We start from the raw sequence: 25595 nt of genomic DNA on the forward strand, positions 1-25595 counted from the left end.
TCTGCCATTAAGAAAGGTGTTTTACAAATTCAGCTCCAAACTGTAAACATTTTTCTACATCTTCATCTTCTGGCGTTAATTCTACTTTTAGTCCTTCTAACACAACTGCTGCCCCGCGTTCTTGTACCTTTTCTATTAAAATGTCAACCGCCACGCCGTATTTCGGATAAGCCGAATCACATGATCCGAATACTGCCGCCTTTTTCCCAGTTAAATCAATAGAATCCATTGCGTCATAAAAATCTAAGAAATCATCAGGAAGGTCACCATCTCCCCAAGTGTATGCACCTAAAATAATTCCATCATACTGTTCTAATATAGAAGCTTCTGGTGAATCCATAATATCGATAACTTCAATTTCATTTTCTGTTTCACGAATTGCACCCGCAATATGATCAGCCATTTCCTCTGTATTTCCACTCATACTTGCAAATATCATTACTAACTTACTCAACTGAATCTCTCCTTTTACCTTGTATCTCTTTTTCTGTTGGAAGCGTACTCTTCTCATCTACATATTCAGAACGAATTACATTTCGTTGCCATTCCATATGCTGATCAACATCTTTATTTTTATCTTTTAATCCCCTCCGCAGAAGGTGAAATTTTTTTCTCATTAACATGTCGCATCCATCCTATTGATAATAATTATCAATTTCAACTATATTTAGATTAATTGACATTGATTATCAATGTCAATAACTTTTTTTAAAAAAATGATTAAAATGTACAAGCTTGTCCGTTAGCTATTCATATACTATAAATGAGCATAGTTCTTTCTCAGCCCTCTCTGACGGAAAGAAATAAAAGCAACTGCGATAGAGCGCAGTTGCCTTTTTTTATACTTTTCTATGATTTTAGTAGTCTTATCGCTGTCTCTAAAAATAATTCCACTCCATAAACTAGAGCTGATTCGTCTACATCAAATTTTGGATGGTGATGCGGATAGCAAGTATCTATCTTTTCATTACCGGTTCCTAGTTTAATGAAACAACCCGGTGCTTTCCGTAAATATGCTGAAAAATCTTCTCCTCCCATAGAAGGTTCCAGCTTCACAACACGCTCATCCCCGAACAAATGTAGTGCACTTTCTTCTACTACTTTTGTAATATATTCATCATTAATAACTGGATCATATCCGTACCGATACGTATATGTATAATCTCCTCCATGCGCTTCTGTAATTCCTTTCACGACTTGCTCAATTCTCTCTTCTGCTTCTTTTCTTAATGTTTGATTAAAAGAACGAACCGTTCCCATTAAAGTTGCTGCACTAGGAATAATATTATCAGCCATTCCCCCATGAAACTGCGTAACTGAAACGACCCTTTGCATGAAAGCACTTGTATTTCTTGATACAATATGTTGTAAATTTGTAATAATCTGCGCTCCGATAGCAATAGGATCTATCGTTTCTTCTGGCCTCGCTGCATGCCCTCCTTTCCCTTGAATTTCAACTGTAAATACGTCTGGTGCCGCCATCATCGGCCCATACGCAATGCCTATCTTCCCGCTTTCCAATCCAGACATAACATGTAAACCTATTACATAATCAACACCATCCATCACGCCTACCTCAACCATTTCTTGTCCACCACCAGGAAACACCTCTTCTGCGTGCTGAAAAAACAGACGAATCTCACCTGCAAAATCTTCCTTTATATTTGATAGTGCCTCTGCTGTACTTAACAAAATAGCTGCGTGAGCATCATGCCCACATGCATGCATCATTCCTTTATTCACAGACGTATAAGATTTCCTTGTCTCCTCTTGAATTGGTAAAGCATCTATATCAGCTCGAATCGCAACTACTTTCCCTTGTTCCGTTCCTCTTTTAATTGCTAGTACACTATACTTCGTTGGCCTCGTTACTTCAAAAGAAGAAAATGAGCATAATGTATCATATATAAATTGCGAAGTTTCTTCTTCACGAAATGATAATTCCGGATATTTATGAAAATGCCGTCTCCATTTAATAATGTTTTCTTCTGAAATAATATCCCTCCACACGCCCTTCATCAGAAATTCCTCCTTTTAAGAAACTTTAGCAATTCATAAATTAACTATGAAAAATTCAAAGATACAAGCAAATATTACATTTCTATACATTCTCCCAGGCCACTTTTATACATTCACACAATCCACTTCCTATTTACATGTCAAACCCATTACAAATTCATGCTGAATGTAATATAATTGCTAAGTTAGGGATTTTCTTTTTTAGTATTTAGTGCTAATATCAGAAAAGAGCCTTTTGACTTATTTTTACCTAAAATGTGGGATTTTGTTTTTTTCACAATAATGTAGGACATGATACCTACAAAGAGCTATTATTTCATTAAGAGAGGGAAAGACATGGAAAGATTAAAAGAGATATGGTCTCAACCACTCACACAATGGGTTGCAAAGACGGTTTATTACCTTGCAATTTTATTTGCATTACTTTGGTTGTATGGATTCCATGATACAAACACAAGTACATTTATTTACAATGAATTCTAGGGTGGGAACGTTATGAAGTTATTAGAACAAATTGAAAAGTGGGCTGCAGAAACGCCTGATCAAACCGCTTTTGTTTGGCGAGATGCGAAAATTACGTACAAACAATTAAAGGAAGATTCTGATGCGTTAGCACATTGGATTTCTTCTGAGTATCCAGATGATCGTTCACCAATTATGGTTTATGGCCATATGCAACCTGAAATGATCATTAACTTTTTAGGGTGTGTAAAAGCTGGACATGCTTACATCCCTGTAGATTTATCTATCCCAGCTGATCGTGTACAACGTATCGCTGAAAATTCTGGTGCGAAATTACTTTTATCAGGAACAGAAGTAACTGTAACTGATTTACCAGTTCGCATTGTAAGTGAAGACAACTTAAAAGATATTTTCTTTACTCATAAAGGGAACACTCCAAATCCTGAACATGCGGTAAAAGGTGATGAGAACTTCTACATTATTTACACATCAGGAAGCACAGGTAATCCGAAAGGGGTTCAGATTACTTATAACTGCCTTGTAAGCTTTACAAAATGGGCTGTAGAAGATTTTAACTTACAAACAGGGCAAGTATTCTTAAACCAAGCACCTTTCTCATTCGATTTATCTGTCATGGATATTTACCCATCATTAGTAACAGGTGGTACACTTTGGGCAATCGATAAAGATATGATTGCACGTCCAAAAGACTTGTTTGCTTCTTTAGAGCAATCGGATATACAAGTATGGACTTCAACACCCTCTTTCGCAGAGATGTGTTTAATGGAGGCATCTTTCTCTGAGGGTATGCTACCAAACATGAAAACATTCTTATTCTGTGGTGAAGTGTTACCAAATGAAGTAGCTAGAAAATTAATTGAGCGTTTCCCAAAAGCAACAATTATGAATACGTACGGTCCAACAGAAGCTACTGTCGCTGTAACAGGTATTCACGTTACAGAAGAAGTGCTTGATCAATACAAATCACTTCCAGTTGGCTACTGTAAATCAGACTGTCGCCTTCTTATTATGAAAGAAGATGGTACGCTTGCACCTGATGGTGAAAAAGGTGAAATCGTAATTGTCGGTCCAAGCGTAAGCGTTGGATATTTAGGAAGCCCTGAATTAACAGAAAAAGCATTTACTATGATTGACGGTGAGCGAGCCTATAAAACAGGCGATGCTGGCTATGTTGAAAATGGTCTTCTATTCTATAATGGTCGTCTTGATTTCCAAATTAAGCTGCATGGTTATCGAATGGAATTAGAAGAAATTGAGCATCACCTTCGTGCGTGTTCTTACGTAGAAGGTGCAGTTATCGTTCCAATTAAAAAAGGTGAAAAATACGATTATTTATTAGCGGTTGTTGTTCCTGGAGAACATTCATTTGAGAAAGAATTCAAATTAACATCTGCAATCAAAAAAGAACTCAATGAGCGATTACCAAACTACATGATTCCACGTAAATTCATGTATCAATCTTCTATTCCTATGACACCAAATGGAAAGGTAGATCGCAAAAAATTATTGAGTGAGGTTACAGCATGACCGCATATGGATCATTTTATTTTTTCGCTATAGTGGGCATTTTATTAATACCTACTATCATAGCTGGATTAAAAGGTAAAATGTTGCGTAAATATAATGCCGTTTTAACATTAGTCATGATTGCTATTATCTTCTCGGATAAACCGAAGCAAGCGATTATGTTAGCCGCATTTATTATTTGGCAATACGCCCTTATTAAAGGCTATTTAATTTTAAGAAAACAAAATAATAGTACATTCATGTTTTGTATAGCTGTTATTTTATCGATTTTGCCACTTATTTTGGCAAAAATCGCACCATTTGTACCTGAATTGCATTTTATTGTTTTCGCAGGTATGTCTTACGTAACATTTAGAGCTGTACAAATGGTCTTTGAAGTTCGTGATAATTTAATTAAAGAACTTTCCTTCTTTAATTTCTGGGAATTCGTTTTATTCTTCCCTGCGATTTCAAGTGGACCTATCGATCGTTACCGTAGATTCCAAAAAGATATCCAAAAGCCGCCTAGTGCTGAGGAATATCAAAAGTTACTATATACAGGGCTTAACCGTATTTTCCAAGGTTTTCTGTATAAGTTTATAATCGCGCACTTGATAACAACATATCTTGTAAAGGCAGTATTCGCCAATCAAGATACACTTTTATCTAATGCGATTTTTATGTACGCTACTAGCATGCAATTATTCTTTGACTTTGCAGGTTATAGTGCGTTCGTAATTGGTATCAGTTACATGATGGGAATTAAAACTCCAGAAAACTTTAATAAGCCATTCCTCAGTCGTAATATTAAAGACTTCTGGAACCGCTGGCACATGAGTTTATCATTCTGGTTCCGTGATTTCATCTACATGCGTTTCGTCTTTTTTGCAACGAAGAAAAAGTTAATTAAGAACCGTTACACAATTTCGTATATCGGTGCATTTTTAAACTTCTTCATTATGGGAATTTGGCACATCCAAGGAAGCGCTGTTGCGCAGTATGTTATTTATGGTCTATATCATGCCGCATTGTTTATTTTATTCGACATTTTCGAACGAAAAAACAAGAAGCATAAGTTTTGGCCAAACAATAAATTTACACACGTCCTTGCGATTGTAATTACGTTCCACGTTGTATGTTTCGGTTTCCTCATTTTCTCTGGACACCTTAACAGATACTTTTAATGCACCCTTCTTATTCCATTAAGAAGTTGCACATATAATATATTCGGATATAAAGGAGATTTTAAAAATGGCAGAATTCAAAGAGCAAGTATTAGATATTTTAGAAGAAGTATGTGAAAACGATATTGTGAAAGAAAACTTAGATGTTCAATTATTTGAAGAAGGTATTCTTGATTCTTTCGCTGTAGTATCTTTATTAGTTGAATTCCAAGAGCGTTTAGATATTGAAGTTTCTATTTCTGATTTTGACCGTGATGAGTGGGCTACACCAAACATGGTTATTAAGAAGTTGGAAGAAATCCGATGAACAAAGCAAAATTTGGTCCGATGCTTTTAGCATTGGCCCTTTTTGCTGTATTCTTACTTATTCCAACGCGCTTCCTACTTCCACTTTTAAGTGATGAAAAAGTAGAACAAGCTGCCACTTCTTTAAAAGAAGAAAAGATTCAAAGTATGATTTTACAGCAAAAGATGTTAGCAGACCCGAAATATCTTCCGATGTATGGTTCATCGGAATTCGCACGTATGGATGCTTTCCATCCATCGAATTATTTCAAAGTAAAACCTGAAGGGTTCACCCCATTCCTACTTGGACGCGGCGGAACACAAGACCTTGTACATGTATTAAACTTTACATCTACAATGGATCAATTGAAAGATAAGAAAATGGTATTCGTTCTTTCTCCGCAATGGTTTGTACCACAAGGTATTGATGAAACACACTTTGCACCTAACTTTTCAAAACAACAAGGTTACCACTTCATTTTCAACGATGATGTAAAACCTGAAATGAAAAAGCAAATCGCAAAGCGTTTATTAAACTTTGAGATTGTTAAAAAAGAAACTTTACTTAAAATTTCGCTTGAAGGTATCGTTTATGATGATACAAAGCATAAAGTAAAAGCACTTGCTGCTAAACCTTTCGCTTATATTTATCGTAACATTTTAGATCGTAAAGATTTATTTACAGCTATGTTTGATATTAAACCGCATAAAGAAAAACTTGACCCTTCATTAAAACAAATGAATTGGGAAGAAGCTCGTAAACATGCAGATCAAACGGGTGCAGTAGAATCAGGATCTAACGAATATGGTATCGAAGATGATTACTTCAATAGCAAAATTAAGAAGAAGTTAAAGCAACGTGAAGGCTACTTAAAAAATGATGCTTATGATCAATCGCCAGAATATGAAGATTTACAAATCGTACTTGATTTATTAAAACAATCTGGTGCAAAACCACTCTTCATTTCTGTTCCTGTAAAAGGTCCTTGGTACGATTACGCTGGCTTCCCGAAAGAGCGCCGCGAATTGTACTACAAGAAAGTTCATGAGCAAATTGAGAAAGCTGGCTATCCAATTGCCGACTTCTCAAATCATGAGTATGATAAATACTTCTTAAAAGATCATATGCACTTAGGTTGGAAAGGCTGGGTTTATATCGATGAGGCCATCCAACAATTTTATAAAGCAAACTAATGAAAAGACCACTTGAATTATTCAAGTGGTCTTTTTCTATATACATTTTGTAATTGTTCGATGACGTTATCTGCTTCTTTCATAACTCGCTCCACTACATGCTGAGCTGATTCTATTCGTGCTAATGATGACGCTTGTCCTGCCCAAAGTGACATGTATTCTCCTTTATTTTGTTTTGCTGCCTCTTGGCGTATTTTAGATGTTAATACATTTTGCACTGGATACATCGGAAGCCCTTCTTCTTTCCCTTCATGTTTCTCTATAAATTCATTACGAATACCCCGTGCATATTTCCCAGAAAACGCACGAGTCACAGTTGTACTCGTATCTGTACTATGTAAAACCGCTTCTTTATACACATCATGCGTAATACTCTCTTCACTCGTTAAAAAGGCTGATCCCATTTGAACAGCTTCTGCTCCCAGTGTAAATGCCGCAACAAGCCCTTGTCCGTTCATTACACCACCTGCTGCAACAATCGGGATATGCGGGACTGCTGCTACTAGCTGCGGAATTAATGCAAACGTACCAATCATAGCATCCTGTTCTTTCCCGATAAACGTTCCTCTATGCCCTCCTGCCTCGCTGCCTTGGCCGACAATAAGATCTACTCCTAACTCAGCAAGCACTTTCGCCTCTGTCACATGAGTAGCTGTTCCGATGACTTTTATTCCCCTTCTTTTTAAGTCATCAATTTCTTCTTTTTCTAACGTTTGAAATGCAAAGCTAACAACTGGTACTCTTTCTTCTACTAACACTTGTAATTGTTCTTTATAGTTTTTTGGAAGTTTTAACGTCTCTTCTTCCTCTATACCGAATTCTCTATTCACTCCGCTAAGTAATCCCTTTGCCAAGTTTATCTTCTCTTCTTCTATCTGTATCTCTTTCGTTAACAGTAAATTAACACCGAAAGGCTTATCCGTTCGTTCCCTTATTTTATAAATTGCGTCACGAATTTGTTCAGGGCTCATATAACCTGCTCCAAGCGTTCCTAATCCTCCGCTATTACTTACAGCTGCAACAAGCTCAGGCGTCGTAATCGCACCTGCCATACCTGCTTGAATGATTGGATACTTAATTTGTAATAGATCTATTACACGACTTGTAAACATCATTTCTCCTGCTACTAAAAATATAGACAAATGTATATTCTTAGAGTATTCCTGCTTCTCTGTGTCCTGCCTCGCCACTAACTCGCTACTACAGTTTACTGTAACACTCCACAGGCGTAAATTCCGATGTAGCCCACCGTACATATATACAATCTATTTACGTTAGTATTGTATATCTTTTTGCTTGTAAAAGGTTGATTGACGCGTTCAAATCTCTATCCATTACATTACCACAGTCACATTCATATACTCGGTCGGATAACTTTAAGTCTGCTTTCTTTTGACCACAATATGAGCATAACTTTGACGAGGGATAGAACCTGTCTACTTGACGTAGCTCGATTCCATATTCCCCGCATTTCGTCAACAACCATGTTTTAAATGTATAAAAACACTGCTTCGCAACTGCTTTAGATAGATGTTTATTCTGCATCATACCTTTCACATTCAAATCTTCTACTGTAATAAACGTTGGCTTGGTTTTCACCACATCATTTACAATAGACTTTACATACGCTAATCGGATATTTACTAGCCTAGCATGTAGTTTTTGCACCCTAAGAATGTTTTTATCTATATTCGCTCTTTTATTAGTAACAGGTTGTTCACCTCGCTTTCTTATATTTTCAAATTTGCGTGATAAAGAGCGTTGTTCACGTTTTAACCGTTTTTCTATCTTTTTTACTTGTACTGTTTTATTTATATTTTTGTGAGTTTTTCCATCGCTACGTACAGCGAAGTCTTTAATTCCCAAATCAATTCCTAGACCTACTGCATTGAGAATTGAATTTGGTTTTACCTCTTTCACTTCACAGAGTATAGACACATAGTATCTTCCTGCTCTTTGATATACTGTACCACTTTTTACAGTTGTATTTTTTGAAATATATCCATACTCTTTTAACCTTATCCAACCAATTGTAGGGACTTTTACTCTATGTCTTTCTACTGTCCAATCTGTTTTGTTGTTTTTCGGAAAGTAGCACTTCACATCTTGCTTCTTCTTTTTTTTATATCGTGGAAACTTAGATAAACCTTTAAAAAATCGCTTAAAAGCTTTATCTCCATTCATAATCGCTTGTTTTACCGCTTTGCTCGACACTTCTTTAATCCACTGGTCACACTCTTTTGTATGAATGTTGTTTAGCCATTTGGAAAAGTCATAGCCACTAAGAAATTTCCCCTCCGACTCATATGCCTCTTTATTTTTAGAGATATACAGGTTATATACATATCGACACACCCCAATAGTTTGACGGATTTTACTAACTTGTTCAGTTGTCGGTTTGACTTCTATTAAATATGCTCTTTTCATAAGTCTTCATCCTCCGACATTTTCTTTTTGTATTTTCTCAACCCATATATTCTACAACTAAATACATGAATGATAGATATTAAATCCTGAACAAGTTCTTCTTGAGGAGATAGTTTATTATTGTTAACAATAATAATTTTCACCCCCATTTTACGAAGAAACTTTTCAAACCAATCATATCCAAAACGTACAAATCTATCTTTGTGTGCAATGATGATAGTCGAAATATTTCTTTCCATACAACTGTCAATCAGTTTATTCCACTGTTTTCTTTTGTAGTTTAATCCGCTACCAATATCTGTGATAACTTCATCTACAATCATCCTTCGTGCATTTGCGAATGCTTTTAAAAACTCAACCTGATTTTCTAAATCATCTTTCTGACCTGGATTTGATACTCTTGTGTAAATAACTACTTTGCCTACTTTATTTTCTTCTTGAATACCCATATATTCCTTATACTGTTCTTCTGTATAGTATCATCTTCCTTTTTGGTTTCGGTAAGCAGTTAAAACACCTTGATTGTCCCACCTTTGCAATGTCTTAACAGAGACATTAAGCATTTCTGAAAATTCTTTTGGTTTATATTGTTTCATAATTACTTTTTATTATATATGCCTACTTTTGTCTATGTTTTTGTTTACTGTTTCTTTCTCCTATTCCCCTTATATCTTCTTTATTTGACAAACTTTCCCCTTCTTTTACAAGGGTTGAACTTCCTATGAAGCGAATATATTGAAAGTGAAGGAGGCTGAAAACAATGATGTATCCAAATGCATTAAAACAAGGTGATACAGTAATGATTATTGCACCGTCCGGCCCACCAACAATTGAAAATGTATTAAAAGGTGTAAACGTATTACAAGAAATGGGTTTATCTGTAGTAATCGGGAAAAGTGTTTATGAGAAATATGGATATTTAGCTGGAAGTGATCAAGTTCGTCTCGATGATTTACATGAAGCATTTTTAAATAATGAAGTAAAGGCCATTTTCTGTGCACGAGGTGGTTACGGAAGTGCTCGTCTCCTCCCTCACATTCAATATGAAATCATTCAACAGAACCCAAAAATCTTTTGGGGATATAGCGATATTACAGCTTTACATACTGCCTTTTTGCGTTATGCAAAGCTTATTACTTTTCATGGTCCAATGGTTGAAGAATTAGGTAAAGGTGTAGATTCTCTTTCTTTATCTTCTTTCAATCAACTATTCCATCCGTATTCAACTATCTTATCTGCTTCAGAATGTATCGTCCCTACCTCTCCCTGTACAGTTACAGGCACATTAGTGGGAGGGAATTTAACTGTATTAACAAGTATAATTGGCTCACCCTATGAGATAAATACGGCTAATAAACTTTTGTTGCTTGAAGACATTGGGGAAGAACCATATCGTATTGACCGTATGTTAAATCAGCTACTTTTATCTGGAAAGTTTAATGAATGTAGTGGTGTGATTTTTACAAGTTGTCACAACTGCACTCCTTCTAAACCATCTCAATCATTGCAAACAATATTATATGAATATTTCGCACCATATCATATACCTGTCCTATTCGGTTTACCAATGGGACATATAAGCCCAAACATCGGTATTCCTCTTGGGGCTACAGCGACAATAAGTACAAATCATAAAACACTCTCTATTTCTTCTGGCGTAGCCGCTCCGTGTTCAAATTAAAAAGGAAAAGCGATTCAGCTTTTCCTTTTATTTATAATAATTAAAAATTCGTCCAGATGCGATATCTGCAATTTCTTCTGGAATAAATGTTTTACTTATATCAGTTCCAACATTTAATACTGCTGTAGCATCTTTCTCAATGCTACCAAATAATTCTTTTCCACGTATCGTAATAAGGGGCGTTCCTTCTGGCAACACGTCTTTTACAAATTCCATTTGTGTAAAGAACGGAACGATCCATCTACCCTCTCCTTGGAAATGACGCAAACGAAGTATTCCTTCTGTTGCCCCGTCCTCTGCTTCTAGTGAACCAGCAACATAAAACTCAGTAGATAAGAGCAATTCATAAAATTCCTTTTGCTTCTGTTTATCGTCCCCTGCTACAACAAGTACTTCTTCTATTCTCTTTACCGGAATTTGCTCCATATGATGCCACCCCTATTTCAAAATGATTGTACTTAGATTATACGAAATATTCTTATTTTTTTCTACATAATTCGCAATTATTTTCTTAAAATAATTTTAATACTTCTTTTGTCGTTACAATCGTAGCAAACTCTTCATGTAAATTTACAAGTGTCATATTGTGAATATCCTCTGCATTATACTCTTTACCATCTAGACCTTTACGGTTAAAAGTAGCCGTTGCATCACTCACTAAATACGTTGTAAATCCTAAATTTCCTGCCATTCGTGTCGTAGTCTCCACACAATGATTTGTCGTTAATCCTACAACCACTACTGCATTACATTTGTTCTCTCTTAATTGCTCTTCTAAATTTGTCCCAATGAACGCGCTGTTAACAAATTTCTGAATAATCACTTCGCCTGGTAATGGCTTCAGCTCTTCTTTAAAGTTCACCGTTTCCGCTCCTTCATAAAACATCGATTGAGCATTTTCTTTATTTACATGTTGAATATGAAAAACTGGTCGTTTCCTTTTTCTCCATTCTGCTAATAACATTCTCATGTTTTCTTCAGCAAAAAGATTATTTCTCTCGCCCCAGTATGGTAACTGAAACGCCTTTTGTACATCAATTATGATAAGTGCTATTTGATTAGTCATCATTTTCTCCTTCATTCGGCTGTAATTGAAACAGAAAACCAAGTTGTTGCGACGCAGTAATAAAACAAATATAAGCGCAAAGCTCTACAATTTCTTTTTCCGTCCAATATTGTTTCAATGCATGAAACATATTATCATCTATTGCCTTTTTATCATGAACAAATATATGTGCAAAAGTAACTGCTACACTCATTTCTTCTACCTTTTGCATATTATGAGGTCTTCCTTTTGCCATACAGTACGGACATTCATTCCCGTACGCTAATGTTCTCCTTACTTGTTCCTTCAACTCTGCCGAGAGAGTTCCCTTATTATACAGCGTATCCTCTACCGTACTCCATGAATGTAATAGATCCGGATTATGGCCTAATAACTTTTGAAACTTTGTATCTCCTACATTTGATAATGAAATTCTCTCCATCATTTCCCCTCCTATTTCTTTCTGTTTTATTGTAAAATAAATAAAGTTCACTTTACATTTCATATGAATCTTAATTTATATTTTTTCTTTACAAAAATTATTATTTTACTGGAGGTATATTTACAAATGCAACTAGATCGTGTTGATCGAAAAATTTTAAATGAATTATATAATGATAGTCGCCTTTCCATGCGCGAATTGGCGAAACGAGTAAACTTATCTGCTCCGTCTACTGCAGAACGTGTTCGTAAACTTGAAAGTGAAGGCGTTATTCAAAAATACACAATCGATATCGATTATAAAAAAGCAGGACTTGTTTTAGATTGTATTTTAGAAATCACTTTAAAAAATGGTGATACAACACGTATGCAACAGTTTATTCAGTCTTATCCATCTGCAAGTTTTTGCTACCGAGTAACAGGAAGCTTATGCTACATTGTAAAAATTTCTGTTCCTTCACTCGTTGAACTTGAAGATTTTATCAATGATGTTTCCTCATATGCAACGACTGTTTCTCATATCGTATTATCAGAAGTATCTCTTACTCCTGATATTGAACATATCTTCCCAGAAGCTTAATTTATTTTTATTCATAAAATATAGAAAAACCCCTTACAATAAGAATAAAAATAATATATTATGTATTAAAATACATAAAGTTCGAGAAAGGGGCTTTACATTGAAAATCTGGTTTTATGAAAAAACGGCACAATTAGATGACTTGCTTGGCATTTGGGACAATGTTCCGACTATCCCTCGAATTGGTGAAAAAGTGGAGATTTTAAAAACAGTCCGCACTGTTACAGATATTAAATATGTAAAGAACGGTAATAATTTTCGTGTAGAAATTATTACAAATTAAAAAGTAGCTCTTAAGGAGCTACTTTTTAATTATCTATCATGCACTTTCTTTATAACAATTTTATCTTCTTCTACAGATACTGTTACATAATCATTTTCTTCTAACCGGAGCTTATTTACAGCCTCATCTGGTAGCTCTACAGCCATCAATCTATCTGTTACGATCACTTGACTATACACTTCATTTTCTTGTGATGCACTCACTACTTTTTCCTCATTTATGAAGCGCACTGGTGGCACCCCCACTTCTTTTACTGTATGCCATTGTTTCCAAACGTAAGGAATTAACCAAAGCAACCCAACAACTGTAAGACCAATACCGATCCATAAATTACTTTGCGCTTGTAATTCAGGAATTGAAATTGCAGTACTTTCTTCTCCACCGACAAATTGCATACTTGTTGCAATCAAATTATTCAGAGCGTGTACAGCGATATTCGTCCATATATTTTTCGTCTTTATGTATAAAAGACACATCACAACACCAAACATAAATGCACCAATAACATCAAAATGTCCTAAACCAAAAATAATGGAAGATATAATGACAGCTTTTTTAATTCCCCATTTATAAGCCATTCGCTGTAAAAAGAATCCCCTAAAAATAACCTCTTCCATAATAGGTGCTAATACACATGCTGAAATGAAAGTAAATATCGTCATATATATGTTACTCGTGTTAATAACATTTCCGTCTTCTAACATAGTAACTAAGAAATTCGGTAACGTATGTGCTAATATGTAAAATTGAATATGAGATATACCAACTGAAAAAATCATTCCCATTATCGTTGCTAATACAATTAATCCCCACGGTAAACGTCCTGGCTTATCAAAAAAACTGTTAAATACAACATTATTTTTATTTGTTTTTACGTATAACCAAAATAACGGAAATACAAAAAATAATGTTATTTGTGAAATAACCTCCATCGTATTCTCAGAAACATTTGATAGACCTAATGGGATCATCGTAAGGAACACCCCTATAATCATCCATCCAAAAAAGCTACGTAGTCTTATACGTGAAAATGCATAGTGCATATAGAACACCCCCAAAGATAATAAAAGTAAATAGTCGGATAATTAAATTATAATATGAATATAGTTGAAATTCTTCCTATTTTTCTCAAATACTTTTGAACAACATATATAGTAATTTTATTTAAAATACCGTATCACTTTTCTTTCAGTTGAAATCTACGAGAAAGTTATGTAATAAAAAATCCCCGTTTCTACACGCGGGGATTTCTTTTATTATAATACATCACGTTTTTGGAATAATGCACTCGATGCTACAAGCAATACAACAAAGTATGCAGCTACAAGTAATAATGAAGTTGTAAATGTAAATTCTGTAAATGTAGGTTCTACTCCGCCACTAATTAATTTATTGCTGTCGTAAGCTCTTAAATCCAAATGGAAGAATACTACAAACTTCGCTACACCTTTTGCAAACATCATTAATACCATATTAATTGGTCCTTGTAAAAAGAAGAGGAACATCGTAATAATTAATGGTAATACAGATTTTCTAAATACGTTTGCTAAGAAAAATGCAAGCGTCGCAAAGAAGAACGGTGAAAGTACTTGATATAAAGTAGATTTCATTACGATTCCTAACGTTAATTCTGTTTTACTACCATCCATTACAATTCCGCCAATAATCATTGCAATTAACGTGCTAGCAAATATGATACATACTATAGTAAGTAACACTGTAATATATTTAGAGAATAAAACTGTCATTCTTTTTCTTGGACGGATTAATAACTGCTTAATTGTACCTTTTTGGAACTCATCAGTAATCATACGAGAAGCAATCGTAATTCCAAAAATTGTTGCAAACAAAGTAATTAAACCAATCTCTGAACTTGCAAAATCTAAATATGATCCTTTAAATTCACTTCCGTCTCCCCATTTCATCATCGCTAAAACTCCCAAAATCTCCAATACTGCAATGACACCAATTAAAATATACATACCTTTTTTCGCATGTAACTTTAAAAATTCATTTTGAATTAATTTAAACATTACGCTTTCACTCCCCCTGTAATCGCTAAGAACTCATCCTCTAACGTTTTATTTTGAACAGTAACTCCGTATACAAGCACATCGTCATTTACAAGTTTTTTTACAAGTTGTGGGATTTCTTCTTTCATTACAGATACTGCAATTACATTTCCTTGCGTCTTACCTTTAATGATTTCATTTGCTTTCTGTACTTGATCTACTTCAAACGCTACAACTACTGTCTCATCATGTTTCGCTTGTTCATGTAAGTTGTACTCTTGCACAAACTCACCTTGTTTAATAATAACGACGCGATCACACATGAGTTCAATTTCACTTAATAAGTGACTTGATACGATTACAGCAATATTCTCTTCTTTCGCTAAACGTTGTAAATAATCACGAATTTGGCGAATACCAGCTGGATCTAATCCATTTGTCGGCTCATCTAAAATTAAGATTTTTGGCTGATGAAGTAATGCCTGTGCAATTCCTAAACGTTGTTTCATACCAAGTGAATATGTTTTCACCTTTTTATGAATCGCATGCTCTAATTCAACAAGCTTTACAATCTCAGCAATGCGCTCTTTACTAATTGGTGTAATTGCCATATTCGCAAAATGCTTTAAGTTTTGCATTCCAGTCATATAATCATATAGTTCAGGATTTTCTACAATCGCTCCAATTTGCTCTAGCGCCTTTTCACGCTCCATGCGAATACTATGACCACAAATTGTAATATCGCCCTCTGTCATTGATATAAGACCTGTCATCATACGAATTGTCGTCGTTTTACCACTACCGTTCGGTCCAAGGAACCCGTACACTTCCCCTTCGCGAACTTCAAATGATAAACCGCGGATAATTTCCGTTCCACCAATCTTTTTTCGAACATTCTCTAACTTTACTACTACGTTTCCCAATGTCGATTCCTCCTTTAGACTTCTAGTTTTTTATCGATTATGCGACCTGTTATATATACAAGTAGAACAAATATACCGATTGAAAAAGTAAGACTATATAAATTCATAAGTCTTTCTGGATATAGTATGAGATTCATATCCGCTGATTCATCTATATAAACTAATTTTTTAATAAAAGTAGGTATAGGCGCAATTCGGCCCAGCATTTCATATATCAGATTGATTACTTTCGTTACTAGTAAAAATAGGAAGAAAATAATTACGTACTCCATTTTTTTCTTTTTCAAAGAAAATACTTTCACACCAGCTACTGTAAAAAGTAAAACTAACAATATACTTGATAAATTAAATACATATAACACGCTACTAAATAACTGCTTTACCATATCTAGTGTAAGTGTAGTTTCGGTGAATAACAATTCATGGAGTTCTGTACCTTTTATTACTTTCATCGAAATACTATAGAAAAATATAGCACCTATTAATTCAAAACACATTAAGCAAATTGCTGCATATGACAATACTGCTAAAACAATTTTTTTACCAGATATCGGTGTTAACCGAAATAATTTACTTTCAGTCATTTTCCCAAACGCAGACATCGCCTGCAGAAATACTAATACCGCAAAAATTAAATAAACTAAGAATACTAAAGCAATTGTAATCATTTGCCTTACTTCTCCTGATTCTTGTTTAATATAATTCCCCATACTCACAAAAGCGACAGCTACAATAAATATGAATGACAATAACGAAATAAAAATTTGTTTTTTATTCGCATTGTACATATATATTAAACTGGCCTTCATCTACTAAACACCTCCTTAAACAAATCCGTAACAGCTTTTCCTCGTTGGAAGCGTAACTCCTCTACATTTTCATGAAGTACACTTTCACCATCTTTTAAAAAGATTACTTCGTCAAAAATGTTTTCCACTTCACCAATTAAATGTGTTGCAATTAAAATGGTACAATCTTCACGATAAAACTGTAAAATAAGTTCCAGTACGTGTTCTCTAGAAACAAGATCAATTCCGCCCAGTGGTTCATCTAGTACGTATAACTTCGCTTTCCGAGAAAACGTTAAAATAATTTGTAGCTTTTCAACCATACCTTTTGATAAAGCTGTAATTTTTTCTTCTAACGGTATTTTAAATTCCGCAATCGTATCTACCGCTTTTTGAATGTCGAAGTCTTTATAAAAATCTCGATAGAAAAATAAAGAATCTTTTACCGTCATCCAATCATCAAATACTGGTTTATCCGACATAAAAGAAACAATTTCTTTCGTTTCTAATCCGACCTTTTTACCAGCGATTGTAATACTCCCTTCGGAAGGATGCTGCAGACCGGCAATCATTTTCAATAACGTCGTTTTTCCGCTCCCATTATCTCCAACAAGCCCTATAATTTTCCCTTCCGTAATCTCTATGTTTAATTCACGAATCACTGCTTTTAATCCGTATCTCTTCCATAAGTTTTCTATTTTTAATAACGCTGTCATTCGCTCTCCTCCCTCTTCTCATGTAATGAAGAACGAAGGATTGTAAGAATTTCTTCTTCTGAAAAACCTAAATTGTCCATTCCATCTATAAAAGAATGAAGCAATTCTTTCGCCATCTCTTTTCGCAGCTCCATAATTTTCTCCCCTTCATTCGTTACATATCGTCCCATTCCTCTACGCGTTACAACAACCCCATCCCGTTCTAGCTCTTGAAATGTACGCTGAATCGTATTTGGATTTACTTGTAATTCACTCGCTAATTCACGTACAGAGGGAATTTTATCACCAGGCAATAAATGTCCTGTTACGATTTCTTTTTTTATGTATTCCATTACCTGAATGTAAATTGGTGTATTTGGAGAAAACTCTATTTTCATTTCTTCCCTCCTTTTGTATCGGTGTACTAGTTAAATAATACACTGATACAAAAAGATTGTAAATACCCATTTAATTACAAAAAAGTTCTATCCATTAGCCGGATAGAACTTTTTCAACAGAAATCGCTATACAAAAATAATAGTGTTATGTAAACAAAACCATAAAGAAAAGCTGTCTTATCAATGAATAAGACAGCTTTTCTTTATGATTATATATTAAAAATTAAACGCGAAGTCATCATCCGATAACTTTTCAACGTTCGTCGCTTTTACGTAACCATTTCCTTTTACAGAGAAGAAATCATGGTTTTTCGTATCTGTACGTAAACCATTTAAAACGATTGGGTTAATTTCTTCTTCTTCAAACTTCGGCTCAAGTCCTAAGTTCATAAGTCCTTTATTCGCATTGTAACGAACGAAACGATTTACATCCTCTACTAGACCGATAGAAGTGTAAATTTCTTCTGTGTATGCCATTTCAATTTCATATAGTTCCATTAATAACTCTTGTGTTTCTTTTTGCACTTCTTGTTGATCTTCTGCAGAAAGTTCTGCGAAGATTTGTTGTGCTAAAATACCGACGAATACGCCGTGAATTGATTCATCACGAATTATTAAGTTAATAATTTCGCCACTTGCCGTCAATTTACCTTGACCTGCTAAGTAAAGTGGATAGAAGAAACCACTATAGAATAAGTAACTTTCTAAGAACACACTGGCTACCATTGCCATGTATAATTCTTTTTTCGCTACTTCAGGCTTTAATAAACGACGATAGTAACTCGTGATAATGCCAGCCTTTTTCTCAAGTAACGGATGATTGTCTACCCATTCAAAAATATCATCAATTTCTTCTTCAGTAGCTAACGTTGTGAAAATATGACTGTAACTCTTCGCATGTACTTCTTCCATAGCTCCCATGAAAGCTAATACACTTTTCGCTTGTAAATTTTCAAGATGAACAAGTACAAGTGGCATCCCTTCGCCACCTTGTTTCGTATCTAAAAGTGTTAAACCACCTAATACACGCTTATAAGCAACCTGCTCTTCTTTTGATAATTGTGCCCAAGTATTTTTGTCAGAAGACACTGCGATTTCTTCTTCTGTCCAAAACTGAGCGATGTTTTGCTTCCAAAACATTAAACTAAAATCATCTTCTTTTTTGTTCCAGTTTACCGCACGCATTCAATCGCCCCTTCTCTAAATAAACATGAAAAATTGATAACTAAGCATGAGCAGGGTTCAGAAAACCCTGCTCATGATGTCTCACTTTTTATATTAAACGGTACAAGCTACGCACTCTTCCACGCTTAACTTACGTGTTCTCGTATAATACAGACTCTTTAAGCCTTTTTTATGTGCATAGATGTAGTAACGTGCTAATTCACGTGTTGAAATATCACTATTAACGTAAAGAATTGTACTAATTCCTTGGTCAATATGTTCTTGGATTTCTGCGATTAAATCAATTAATTTAAACTGATTCATATCGTAAGAAGATTTATAGTACCAGAACGTATCTTTTGATAAATACGGCATTGGATAATATGTTGTTGCATTCGCATACGTTCTTGATTCAATTTGACTTACGATCGGCATTACGCTTGAAGTTGCATTTTGAACGTAACTGATAGATTGTGTTGGAGCAATAGCAAGACGGTAGGAATTATATAATCCATTCTTCTTCACTTGCTCTTTTAAACTTGTCCAATCTTCTTTTGTTGGAATATGAATTCCTTCAAATAATTGCTGAACTTTTTCAGTTACTGGGCTGTAATCTGTCGTTTCATACTTTTCAAAGTATGTGCCGTTCGCATAATCAGACTTATCGAAGTCTTTAAATGTTTCGCCTTTTTCTTTAGCGATTTCCATACTTTTCTCAATAGAGTAGTAATTTAACATCATAAAGAATGTACGAGCGAACTCTTTCGCTTCTGCACTTTCATATGCGATTTTGTTTTTTGATAAATATCCGTGTAAGTTCATTGCGCCAAGTCCAACTGAATGAAGCTCATCATTTGCTTTTTTCACAGTTGGTGCATTCGGAATGATCGTCATATCAGAAACAGCTGTTAAAGCTTCCATTCCCGCATGAACGGCTTCACGAATTTCTTTATTTTCCATTACATTCACGATATTTAACGATCCTAAATTACAGTTAATATCACGACGGATAATATCATCTGTACCATAATCATTTATTTCAGAAGTTTCTTGAAGCTGGAAGATTTCTGTACATAAGTTCGACATCTTCACAGTTCCAATATCCTTCAATGGATGTTGATTATTTGCATTTGATTTAAACATTAAGTATGGGTAACCAGACTCAAGCTGAATCATAGCGATTTTAATAAGCATATCACGTGCACTAATATCTAGCGGCTTCTTCTTCACTTTCGGATTGCTCATTAATTCATCGTACATTTCATCGATATCAATATCATCTAAATGCTTTCCGTATTCTTTATACACCGTATAAGGCGCGAAAACATGGAAAGGTTCGTTTTTCTCAGCTAGCTCAAAGAACTTACTTGGCACGATAATTCCGATTGATAGAGACTGAATACGGCTCTTCTCATCAGCATTTATTTTTTTGGTCAACTCGTCTTCATATTTCTATGAAGGTTGGACTATATCATCAACCTGTAACTGGTTGCCTTGCACTTCGACTGGTACCTATTTCCAGCCTACTCTACTAGCTTTCGTCTAATGACGTGCGTTCGATAGTCTCTACACCTTCTTGAAAGTATTGATAATTAGGAAAGTTATTGGATAGTACTCTATATTTTATCGTATTAGCAGGCACATTAAACGCTCGGCCGGCTTCCGCTAAAGACTCATAGTAAATGTCATTTATAACAATTGGCTCTTTTTGTTTTTCTCTTCCAGAATTATATTGGTTTTTTTGAGCTTTACTTATCTTCATACATGTTTCTTTTGTATGTTTTTTACCTTTACGAGACCTAGACATTTTTTCTTTTGTTTCATCAGTATGTTTTCTACCGTGAAATCGTTTAGTAATCTTAGATCTCATATTCTCCATATGTTGAGGTTTATCATACCAATAATTATTAGGACCAGTATTAATTTCAGAAAGAAATTTTTTTACTTCCTTTGAGTGAGTTTTCCCATACATATGGTTCTTTTCCCCACTCAACGCCCCACCTCTAGCGATGGGATGTCCGTTGTAGCAATACTGTTTCCCATAATATTGACTTAGTAAACTTTGCTCTATCTTATGAAGAATGTTCTTATCATCTGGTAACTCGATTATCCCTTTAAACTCAAATTTATTCTCACCATATAAATTCCAGGCTGCTTGTAAATGTTTACTATGATGCCGATTAGCATTCAATTGATTTCTATGAGTTTTAAATCGTACTTTAAAATTATTAGAACTACCAATATAAAACTTCCTATTTTCCTTATTAATTATCAAATAAATTCCACAGTTCATGGAATCTCGCCTCCGGTGAATATAAGATTCCACTTCACCCAAGTAACATTTCTTTCAAGCTTGGCACGGTATTACCTGCTATCCATGTACATGGACCGTAGGCTCTCTTAGTCAGCTTCTTCGCGGGTTCTTTTTCTTTTACCCCTTATTCAACTGATACCGTTAGCCGCTACTGCGACACCCTATTGGTTAGGTTCACAAGGTTTTCTCATACACATTACTGCGTAGAGGGACTACCAATTAATCCAAGAATTCAATAATATCCCAATGAAAAATGTTTAAGTATACTGCGCCGGCACCTTTTCGTTGGCCAAGCTGATTCGCATATGAAAACGAATCTTCAAGTAATTTCATAACAGGTACTACACCACTTGCAGCGTTGTCGATACCTTTAATTTGCTCACCGCGTGCGCGTAGCTTAGATAAGTTTAAAGCTACTCCACCGCCAATTTTCGATAATTGCATTGCTGTATTAATGTTAAAGCCGATTGAATTTAAGCTATCATCCATCTCTAACAAGAAACAAGACACCATTTCTCCTCTTCTGCTTCTTCCCGCATTTAAAAAGGTTGGTGTCGCTGGTTGGTAGTTTTGTTTTACAATCATGCTTGCGAAGTGTTTTGCCTTCGCAACATCACCGCGTCCTAAGTATAATGACACAATTGCTACACGATCTTCATAGCTTTCTAAGTATTGTTTTTGATCATTCGTTTTTAACGCATAATCTTTGTAAAACTTAGATGCTGCCATATAAGATTGGAACTCGAAGTTTTCACCATAAGCGATGTTATATACCTCTTCTACTTCCTCCAAGCTATACTCGTCCAGAACGTTGTAATAGTAATCATGTTCTTTCATATACTCCATTCGCTCTGCCACGCTATTAAAAGAAACGGTATTCTCTCTAGCTTCTTCCATAAAGACTTCTAATGCCTCTTTATCCTTATGAAGCTGATAAAAACCGTCCTGCATTTGCGTGATTTCATTATTCAGTTCAATGTGTCGCAATCTCCCGCACCCTTTCCTTAAAATATTCTACATCGTTATTTGTTCCAGATAACTCAAATTTTGATACAATAGGCACTTCATATTTAGTAGAAATTTTGTCAGCACTTGCACCGAACATGTCTCCCCAGTTACGATTGCCGCTTGCAGATACGCCTTTTAATTTTCCATTATTGCGCTCTAAAAAGTCTAAAACACGTTCTGGTACATTGCCAAAACCTGTTGTATACGTAATAAGAATAAAGTCTTCATCTATTACTAGATCTTCATCAATTTGAACGGCCGGCATATTTAATTTGTGGATGAAACGCTTCACGTTTCCTGTCATAGAATCATATGCAACTAACATTTCCGACCCCTCCCTCTCCAATCTATATTCTCTATATGTTGTTCTTGATTTCTCTATATATTGTATTACGTTTCAAAATAAGACACAAGATATATGTATAAATTCTTTCTTTTTTTAACTTTTACTTTTCGACAAGACAGTCGATTTTTTCAATACAATGACTATGAAACAACATTCTAAAACTCATGTCAATAAAGTGCTTTTCAAAAAAGTTGTCAACGAATTTAACCTTATTTTTAAAAAAGTTACCAATATATTTTGTCATAAAACGGCAAATGCTGGAGTAATATATTTCTCCAGCATCACGCAAAAAAGAACAGACATGAAACGATAATCTGTTCTAAAAAACGATTACATTTATCAATTTTACTTTATTAAATATTATACATATACTTTCGGTTCGCGTTACATACTAAAAGATAATTATTACAGAAAAAGATTATTATTATGGAAATTCAACTTATTTACGAAAAGATTATTCAGAGTGCTCAATACGCAAAATATCTTTTACAAATATATGATGTGGATTTTCATCTTTATCAATCATTGTACATACAGGTGCCTCTTCATCAAAGTATACAATCATTCCTTCTACGTACTGATATGTATGTTGAACTTGTACAGTTACTTTAATTTCTAAAGCCTCTTCATATGCTCTTTTTATTTTCTGAAGCATTTTTGCCGAACACTTTCGTTTCTCTGGATACATGACCATCCCCATAAATCTATTGCCGGCTCTATCTTTCCACATATAATCCCAATGTGGTAATATACCTTGTTTAAAATCGCCCATAATTCTCCCCCCTATATTCTTCTAGTTACGAACGTGGCGTTTCTGAATATGTATAAATTACTTGCCCGCCGCGCTGCGCGTTCCCTATAATATGTTTAAAATCTTCTCGACTTACTACAACTTTCCTAAACGTATAAAATACATCTTTCGTTGCAACATACTCCTTTATTTCACCATTTTTCAGCTGATCCAAAATTGTATTTGCTAATTGTTCATCCATGTATTTCACCTCTATGCAATATTTTATTTTATCGTATATTCTATAGGTCAACAACTGTAAAATTATCCAGGTGCTATACCTTCATTGCATTTTCATTATTTCGCAAACGATATCACTTTACTATATGTCCACTAAATATCATATACTAACATAGCTACTTCTCTATATCAAACATTTCGACATTCAATTATGCAAAGTTCCATACCACTATGCTACAATATATAAATAGAACTAGGAGGGATACTATGATTCGGAAAGCAAAAAAGACAGATGCAAAGGCAATAGCTCCTTTATTGTATAACGCTCTGCACGAAATTGCTGAAAAAATCACAGGTAGCACTGTTGAGACAGAAGTATTACTAGGACTTGAAACATGGTTCTCAAAAGAGAGTAATCGACTGAGCTATGAAAACTGTTTTGTATATGAACAAGACGGGAGTGCGGTCGGAATTATTGTCGCTTATCACGGTAGTGAAGCAACAAGGCTTGATGCACCAATTGTACGTCACTTAAGAAAATTACATAAAGATGAATCGATTACGTTAGAAAAAGAAGCTGAGATTGATGAATATTACATTGATACATTATCAGTTTCAAGTGCATATGGCGGAAAAGGCATCGGTTCTAAGTTAATTAAAGCTGCTGAAATCCATGCAACTGAAAAGGAGCATAAAAAAATCGCATTACTTGTTAATTTAGAAAATACACGTGCCTATTCATTATACGAAAAGCTAGGTTATACAAAGGACCAAATCGTTATGCTTGTGGGTGAACCTTATGTCCATCTAGTAAAACCATTAAATACAAAGGTTTCTATATCTTAAAAAGAAAGCACACGATTTATATAAATCGTGTGCTTTTATGTTAAATTCGTATTTAATATATTTCCATTCATCGCCTCGTGAAACGTATATGTTGTACATCCCCATGGCTCTCTGTGCAAAATAGGCGAACCAGACCATCCCATTGCTCTCAATTCTGCACCAACCATTGCATTAACATAATTATGCCCTACAAGAGCAATACTTCCATGTACGAGAGCGTAACGGTGTAATAAGTAAGCCGCTTGCCTTGCCCTCTCTCTTACTTCCTTATAAGACTCAACATCTTTATGGTAACCAAGTATCCATAATGTTCGTCCGATAAAAATCCATACGTTAGGTTTACATTTTAACCATGTTGGAGCATAAAAACTCGTCGGAATTTCAGCTTCTCTAAAAAGAGAATTTTGCATAAAAGATAAAGAATCCATTAATTCAGCTGTTGACTGTACAGCACACCTTTGATCACTCGTTAAAATCAATTTTGCTGCTTCAACCACTTCCATTGTTTCCGTTGGTATAGGTGCTTTTTCTATTATGGTATGTAAGTCATATCCCTTCCTCCATTCATGAAAGGATGTAACCGTCATTGGTTCTATAGTACGGTCTAAGCGACCATGACGAATAAAAGAAATCTTCATTTTTTCCACTCTCCATTCATCACTTACGAACTCTATTATGTACTATTTTTAAATATCATACCACGCAAAAAAAGAAAGTTATACACCTTTACATATCCCCACCACTCTCATGTGTGACCCAGCATGTATACCATCCATCCCATCAAAATATGTAGTTGTTTCATGATGACGAATCTTTTTTAAATGTATATAAGAAAATACAAATAAAGTTAACGCTATAACACTCCCCACAAATTCAAACATCATTTTACCGCCTCTAATTTCTCCCACTTTAGTAGGTTATTGTATTTTTTATTATACCCCTATATAAAGATGCACGCATTTAAACCGTTCTTTTTTTCTAATAACTTGAAGTTCTTGTATAT

At 34.8% G+C, this 25595-nt stretch carries 29 protein-coding genes and 4 pseudogenes; 9 read left to right on the forward strand and 24 right to left on the reverse strand.

Going from position 1 to position 25595, the window contains the following annotated elements; genetic code table 11:
* Window positions 1–7 precede the first annotated feature (7 nt).
* The 3 genes from QCI44_RS21210 to QCI44_RS21220 form a co-directional block, all read right to left on the reverse strand.
* Window positions 8–454, reverse strand: coding sequence for a flavodoxin (locus QCI44_RS21210; RefSeq protein ID WP_016088747.1), 447 nt, complete (start codon window positions 452–454; stop codon window positions 8–10).
* The gene (locus QCI44_RS21215) at window positions 447–623 is read right to left on the reverse strand and encodes a hypothetical protein (RefSeq protein ID WP_016088748.1); all 177 of its coding nucleotides are present in this window, start codon (window positions 621–623) and stop codon (window positions 447–449) included. Before QCI44_RS21215 ends, QCI44_RS21210 begins: the two co-directional genes overlap by 8 nt.
* 226 nt (window positions 624–849) lie before the next feature.
* On the reverse strand, window positions 850–2019 hold the full coding sequence (locus tag QCI44_RS21220; protein ID WP_016088749.1) for an amidohydrolase: 1170 nt from the start codon (window positions 2017–2019) through the stop codon (window positions 850–852).
* 336 nt (window positions 2020–2355) lie between these two features.
* Between QCI44_RS21220 and QCI44_RS21225 the strand changes: the two genes are divergently transcribed.
* From QCI44_RS21225 to dltD, 5 genes are all read left to right on the forward strand, one after another.
* Window positions 2356–2502 carry a teichoic acid D-Ala incorporation-associated protein DltX gene (locus QCI44_RS21225; RefSeq protein ID WP_002011626.1) on the forward strand — a complete coding sequence of 49 codons (147 nt, stop codon included), beginning with the start codon at window positions 2356–2358 and terminating at the stop codon, window positions 2500–2502.
* Between the two features lie 12 nt (window positions 2503–2514).
* Window positions 2515–4029 (forward strand): D-alanine--poly(phosphoribitol) ligase subunit DltA, encoded by a 1515-nt coding sequence (dltA, locus tag QCI44_RS21230; protein ID WP_016088750.1) that lies wholly within the window; start codon window positions 2515–2517, stop codon window positions 4027–4029.
* Entirely contained in the window at window positions 4026–5192 is a 1167-nt protein-coding gene (gene dltB, locus QCI44_RS21235) for a D-alanyl-lipoteichoic acid biosynthesis protein DltB (protein WP_000127922.1), read from the forward strand. Before dltA ends, dltB begins: the two co-directional genes overlap by 4 nt.
* Window positions 5193–5259: 67 nt before the next feature.
* On the forward strand, window positions 5260–5499 hold the full coding sequence (gene dltC, locus QCI44_RS21240; RefSeq protein WP_000807310.1) for a D-alanine--poly(phosphoribitol) ligase subunit DltC: 240 nt from the start codon (window positions 5260–5262) through the stop codon (window positions 5497–5499).
* Window positions 5496–6671, forward strand: coding sequence for a D-alanyl-lipoteichoic acid biosynthesis protein DltD (gene dltD / locus QCI44_RS21245; RefSeq protein WP_016136599.1), 1176 nt, complete (start codon window positions 5496–5498; stop codon window positions 6669–6671). Before dltC ends, dltD begins: the two co-directional genes overlap by 4 nt.
* Before the next feature lie 17 nt (window positions 6672–6688).
* Here the strand turns inward: dltD and QCI44_RS21250 are convergent, their stop codons facing one another.
* The 3 genes and pseudogenes from QCI44_RS21250 to QCI44_RS21260 form a co-directional block, all read right to left on the reverse strand.
* The gene (locus tag QCI44_RS21250) at window positions 6689–7783 is read right to left on the reverse strand and encodes an NAD(P)H-dependent flavin oxidoreductase (RefSeq protein ID WP_353811534.1); all 1095 of its coding nucleotides are present in this window, start codon (window positions 7781–7783) and stop codon (window positions 6689–6691) included.
* Between the two features lie 157 nt (window positions 7784–7940).
* Window positions 7941–9098, reverse strand: coding sequence for an RNA-guided endonuclease InsQ/TnpB family protein (locus QCI44_RS21255; protein WP_016133958.1), 1158 nt, complete (start codon window positions 9096–9098; stop codon window positions 7941–7943).
* Window positions 9095–9694: pseudogene (locus QCI44_RS21260) on the reverse strand (IS607 family transposase). Before QCI44_RS21260 ends, QCI44_RS21255 begins: the two are co-directional and overlap by 4 nt.
* Window positions 9695–9858: 164 nt before the next feature.
* Here QCI44_RS21260 and QCI44_RS21265 point away from each other — a divergent pair.
* Window positions 9859–10779 (forward strand): S66 peptidase family protein, encoded by a 921-nt coding sequence (locus QCI44_RS21265; RefSeq protein ID WP_353811435.1) that lies wholly within the window; start codon window positions 9859–9861, stop codon window positions 10777–10779.
* Window positions 10780–10806: 27 nt separating this feature from the next.
* Here QCI44_RS21265 and QCI44_RS21270 read toward each other — a convergent pair whose 3' ends face one another.
* The 3 genes from QCI44_RS21270 to QCI44_RS21280 all read right to left on the reverse strand — a co-directional run bounded on the left by QCI44_RS21270 (window position 10807) and on the right by QCI44_RS21280 (window position 12329).
* Entirely contained in the window at window positions 10807–11205 is a 399-nt protein-coding gene (locus tag QCI44_RS21270) for an SseB family protein (RefSeq protein WP_016133957.1), read from the reverse strand.
* Between the two features lie 85 nt (window positions 11206–11290).
* Window positions 11291–11845 (reverse strand): cysteine hydrolase family protein, encoded by a 555-nt coding sequence (locus QCI44_RS21275; RefSeq protein WP_016133956.1) that lies wholly within the window; start codon window positions 11843–11845, stop codon window positions 11291–11293.
* Window positions 11838–12329, reverse strand: a complete 492-nt coding sequence (locus QCI44_RS21280) for a carboxymuconolactone decarboxylase family protein (protein WP_098412870.1) — start codon at window positions 12327–12329, stop codon at window positions 11838–11840. Before QCI44_RS21280 ends, QCI44_RS21275 begins: the two co-directional genes overlap by 8 nt.
* Before the next feature lie 63 nt (window positions 12330–12392).
* On the opposite strand from QCI44_RS21280, the gene QCI44_RS21285 reads away from it, so the two are divergent.
* Both QCI44_RS21285 and QCI44_RS21290 read left to right on the forward strand, forming a co-directional pair.
* Window positions 12393–12845 (forward strand): Lrp/AsnC family transcriptional regulator, encoded by a 453-nt coding sequence (locus tag QCI44_RS21285; protein ID WP_001175491.1) that lies wholly within the window; start codon window positions 12393–12395, stop codon window positions 12843–12845.
* Between the two features lie 100 nt (window positions 12846–12945).
* Window positions 12946–13128 (forward strand): DUF3913 family protein, encoded by a 183-nt coding sequence (locus tag QCI44_RS21290; protein ID WP_000707107.1) that lies wholly within the window; start codon window positions 12946–12948, stop codon window positions 13126–13128.
* 29 nt (window positions 13129–13157) lie between these two features.
* Here QCI44_RS21290 and QCI44_RS21295 read toward each other — a convergent pair whose 3' ends face one another.
* The 13 genes and pseudogenes from QCI44_RS21295 to QCI44_RS21355 all read right to left on the reverse strand — a co-directional run bounded on the left by QCI44_RS21295 (window position 13158) and on the right by QCI44_RS21355 (window position 23768).
* Window positions 13158–14171: a CPBP family intramembrane glutamic endopeptidase gene (locus QCI44_RS21295; RefSeq protein WP_016088758.1), complete on the reverse strand. Its 1014-nt coding sequence runs from the start codon at window positions 14169–14171 to the stop codon at window positions 13158–13160.
* A gap of 213 nt (window positions 14172–14384) precedes the next feature.
* Window positions 14385–15161: an ABC transporter permease gene (locus QCI44_RS21300; protein WP_016088759.1), complete on the reverse strand. Its 777-nt coding sequence runs from the start codon at window positions 15159–15161 to the stop codon at window positions 14385–14387.
* The gene (locus QCI44_RS21305; protein ID WP_016088760.1) at window positions 15161–16063 is read right to left on the reverse strand and encodes an ABC transporter ATP-binding protein; all 903 of its coding nucleotides are present in this window, start codon (window positions 16061–16063) and stop codon (window positions 15161–15163) included. The genes QCI44_RS21300 and QCI44_RS21305 overlap by 1 nt, the downstream gene beginning before the upstream one ends.
* A 14-nt stretch (window positions 16064–16077) precedes the next feature.
* Window positions 16078–16872 (reverse strand): hypothetical protein, encoded by a 795-nt coding sequence (locus QCI44_RS21310; RefSeq protein ID WP_016133954.1) that lies wholly within the window; start codon window positions 16870–16872, stop codon window positions 16078–16080.
* A complete protein-coding gene (locus QCI44_RS21315) occupies window positions 16869–17567 on the reverse strand; it encodes an ABC transporter ATP-binding protein (RefSeq protein ID WP_016088762.1) in 699 nt (232 codons plus the stop codon). Before QCI44_RS21315 ends, QCI44_RS21310 begins: the two co-directional genes overlap by 4 nt.
* A complete protein-coding gene (locus QCI44_RS21320) occupies window positions 17564–17944 on the reverse strand; it encodes a GntR family transcriptional regulator (protein ID WP_000687513.1) in 381 nt (126 codons plus the stop codon). The genes QCI44_RS21315 and QCI44_RS21320 overlap by 4 nt, the downstream gene beginning before the upstream one ends.
* A 216-nt stretch (window positions 17945–18160) precedes the next feature.
* Window positions 18161–19129 (reverse strand): class 1b ribonucleoside-diphosphate reductase subunit beta, encoded by a 969-nt coding sequence (nrdF, locus tag QCI44_RS21325; protein WP_016088763.1) that lies wholly within the window; start codon window positions 19127–19129, stop codon window positions 18161–18163.
* 93 nt (window positions 19130–19222) lie between these two features.
* A pseudogene (locus QCI44_RS21330) lies at window positions 19223–20542 on the reverse strand (ribonucleoside-diphosphate reductase subunit alpha); the annotation flags it as partial.
* A gap of 97 nt (window positions 20543–20639) precedes the next feature.
* A complete protein-coding gene (locus QCI44_RS21335; RefSeq protein WP_016133953.1) occupies window positions 20640–21401 on the reverse strand; it encodes a group I intron GIY-YIG endonuclease in 762 nt (253 codons plus the stop codon).
* A gap of 243 nt (window positions 21402–21644) precedes the next feature.
* Window positions 21645–22409, reverse strand: a pseudogene (locus tag QCI44_RS21340) (ribonucleotide reductase N-terminal alpha domain-containing protein); the annotation flags it as partial.
* Entirely contained in the window at window positions 22396–22755 is a 360-nt protein-coding gene (gene nrdI, locus QCI44_RS21345; RefSeq protein WP_016088765.1) for a class Ib ribonucleoside-diphosphate reductase assembly flavoprotein NrdI, read from the reverse strand. The gene nrdI and the pseudogene QCI44_RS21340, both read right to left, overlap by 14 nt.
* A 475-nt stretch (window positions 22756–23230) precedes the next feature.
* Complete coding sequence (locus tag QCI44_RS21350; RefSeq protein ID WP_016088766.1) at window positions 23231–23548, reverse strand: hypothetical protein; 318 nt, start codon at window positions 23546–23548, stop codon at window positions 23231–23233.
* Between the two features lie 25 nt (window positions 23549–23573).
* Window positions 23574–23768 (reverse strand): hypothetical protein, encoded by a 195-nt coding sequence (locus QCI44_RS21355; protein WP_000344284.1) that lies wholly within the window; start codon window positions 23766–23768, stop codon window positions 23574–23576.
* A gap of 245 nt (window positions 23769–24013) precedes the next feature.
* Between QCI44_RS21355 and QCI44_RS21360 the strand changes: the two genes are divergently transcribed.
* A complete protein-coding gene (locus QCI44_RS21360) occupies window positions 24014–24592 on the forward strand; it encodes a GNAT family N-acetyltransferase (RefSeq protein WP_016133952.1) in 579 nt (192 codons plus the stop codon).
* Between the two features lie 35 nt (window positions 24593–24627).
* On the opposite strand, the gene QCI44_RS21365 is transcribed toward QCI44_RS21360, so the two are convergent.
* The gene (locus QCI44_RS21365; RefSeq protein ID WP_016133951.1) at window positions 24628–25230 is read right to left on the reverse strand and encodes a hypothetical protein; all 603 of its coding nucleotides are present in this window, start codon (window positions 25228–25230) and stop codon (window positions 24628–24630) included.
* Between the two features lie 88 nt (window positions 25231–25318).
* Window positions 25319–25500 (reverse strand): annotated as a pseudogene (locus QCI44_RS21370) (hypothetical protein).
* Window positions 25501–25595: the final 95 nt, after the last annotated feature.

The organism is Bacillus cereus group sp. RP37 (assembly GCF_040459695.1).
Taxonomy (GTDB): domain Bacteria; phylum Bacillota; class Bacilli; order Bacillales; family Bacillaceae_G; genus Bacillus_A.

What these genes read in the sequence shown, in the direction of transcription:
- QCI44_RS21215 (WP_016088748.1), bottom strand. Translation starts at nt 623, where the DNA reads ATGTTAATGAGAAAAAAATTTCACCTTCTGCGGAGGGGATTAAAAGAT.
- QCI44_RS21220 (WP_016088749.1), bottom strand. Translation starts at nt 2,019, where the DNA reads ATGAAGGGCGTGTGGAGGGATATTATTTCAGAAGAAAACATTATTAAA.
- QCI44_RS21225 (WP_002011626.1), top strand. Translation starts at nt 2,356, where the DNA reads ATGGAAAGATTAAAAGAGATATGGTCTCAACCACTCACACAATGGGTT.
- dltA (WP_016088750.1), top strand. Translation starts at nt 2,515, where the DNA reads ATGAAGTTATTAGAACAAATTGAAAAGTGGGCTGCAGAAACGCCTGAT.
- dltB (WP_000127922.1), top strand. Translation starts at nt 4,026, where the DNA reads ATGACCGCATATGGATCATTTTATTTTTTCGCTATAGTGGGCATTTTA.
- dltC (WP_000807310.1), top strand. Translation starts at nt 5,260, where the DNA reads ATGGCAGAATTCAAAGAGCAAGTATTAGATATTTTAGAAGAAGTATGT.
- dltD (WP_016136599.1), top strand. Translation starts at nt 5,496, where the DNA reads ATGAACAAAGCAAAATTTGGTCCGATGCTTTTAGCATTGGCCCTTTTT.
- QCI44_RS21250 (WP_353811534.1), bottom strand. Translation starts at nt 7,783, where the DNA reads ATGTTTACAAGTCGTGTAATAGATCTATTACAAATTAAGTATCCAATC.
- QCI44_RS21255 (WP_016133958.1), bottom strand. Translation starts at nt 9,098, where the DNA reads ATGAAAAGAGCATATTTAATAGAAGTCAAACCGACAACTGAACAAGTT.
- QCI44_RS21265 (WP_353811435.1), top strand. Translation starts at nt 9,859, where the DNA reads ATGATGTATCCAAATGCATTAAAACAAGGTGATACAGTAATGATTATT.
- QCI44_RS21270 (WP_016133957.1), bottom strand. Translation starts at nt 11,205, where the DNA reads ATGGAGCAAATTCCGGTAAAGAGAATAGAAGAAGTACTTGTTGTAGCA.
- QCI44_RS21275 (WP_016133956.1), bottom strand. Translation starts at nt 11,845, where the DNA reads ATGACTAATCAAATAGCACTTATCATAATTGATGTACAAAAGGCGTTT.
- QCI44_RS21280 (WP_098412870.1), bottom strand. Translation starts at nt 12,329, where the DNA reads ATGAAATGTAAAGTGAACTTTATTTATTTTACAATAAAACAGAAAGAA.
- QCI44_RS21285 (WP_001175491.1), top strand. Translation starts at nt 12,393, where the DNA reads ATGCAACTAGATCGTGTTGATCGAAAAATTTTAAATGAATTATATAAT.
- QCI44_RS21295 (WP_016088758.1), bottom strand. Translation starts at nt 14,171, where the DNA reads ATGCACTATGCATTTTCACGTATAAGACTACGTAGCTTTTTTGGATGG.
- QCI44_RS21300 (WP_016088759.1), bottom strand. Translation starts at nt 15,161, where the DNA reads ATGTTTAAATTAATTCAAAATGAATTTTTAAAGTTACATGCGAAAAAA.
- QCI44_RS21310 (WP_016133954.1), bottom strand. Translation starts at nt 16,872, where the DNA reads ATGAAGGCCAGTTTAATATATATGTACAATGCGAATAAAAAACAAATT.
- QCI44_RS21315 (WP_016088762.1), bottom strand. Translation starts at nt 17,567, where the DNA reads ATGACAGCGTTATTAAAAATAGAAAACTTATGGAAGAGATACGGATTA.
- QCI44_RS21320 (WP_000687513.1), bottom strand. Translation starts at nt 17,944, where the DNA reads ATGAAAATAGAGTTTTCTCCAAATACACCAATTTACATTCAGGTAATG.
- nrdF (WP_016088763.1), bottom strand. Translation starts at nt 19,129, where the DNA reads ATGCGTGCGGTAAACTGGAACAAAAAAGAAGATGATTTTAGTTTAATG.
- QCI44_RS21335 (WP_016133953.1), bottom strand. Translation starts at nt 21,401, where the DNA reads ATGAACTGTGGAATTTATTTGATAATTAATAAGGAAAATAGGAAGTTT.
- nrdI (WP_016088765.1), bottom strand. Translation starts at nt 22,755, where the DNA reads ATGTTAGTTGCATATGATTCTATGACAGGAAACGTGAAGCGTTTCATC.
- QCI44_RS21350 (WP_016088766.1), bottom strand. Translation starts at nt 23,548, where the DNA reads ATGGGCGATTTTAAACAAGGTATATTACCACATTGGGATTATATGTGG.
- QCI44_RS21355 (WP_000344284.1), bottom strand. Translation starts at nt 23,768, where the DNA reads ATGGATGAACAATTAGCAAATACAATTTTGGATCAGCTGAAAAATGGT.
- QCI44_RS21360 (WP_016133952.1), top strand. Translation starts at nt 24,014, where the DNA reads ATGATTCGGAAAGCAAAAAAGACAGATGCAAAGGCAATAGCTCCTTTA.
- QCI44_RS21365 (WP_016133951.1), bottom strand. Translation starts at nt 25,230, where the DNA reads ATGAAGATTTCTTTTATTCGTCATGGTCGCTTAGACCGTACTATAGAA.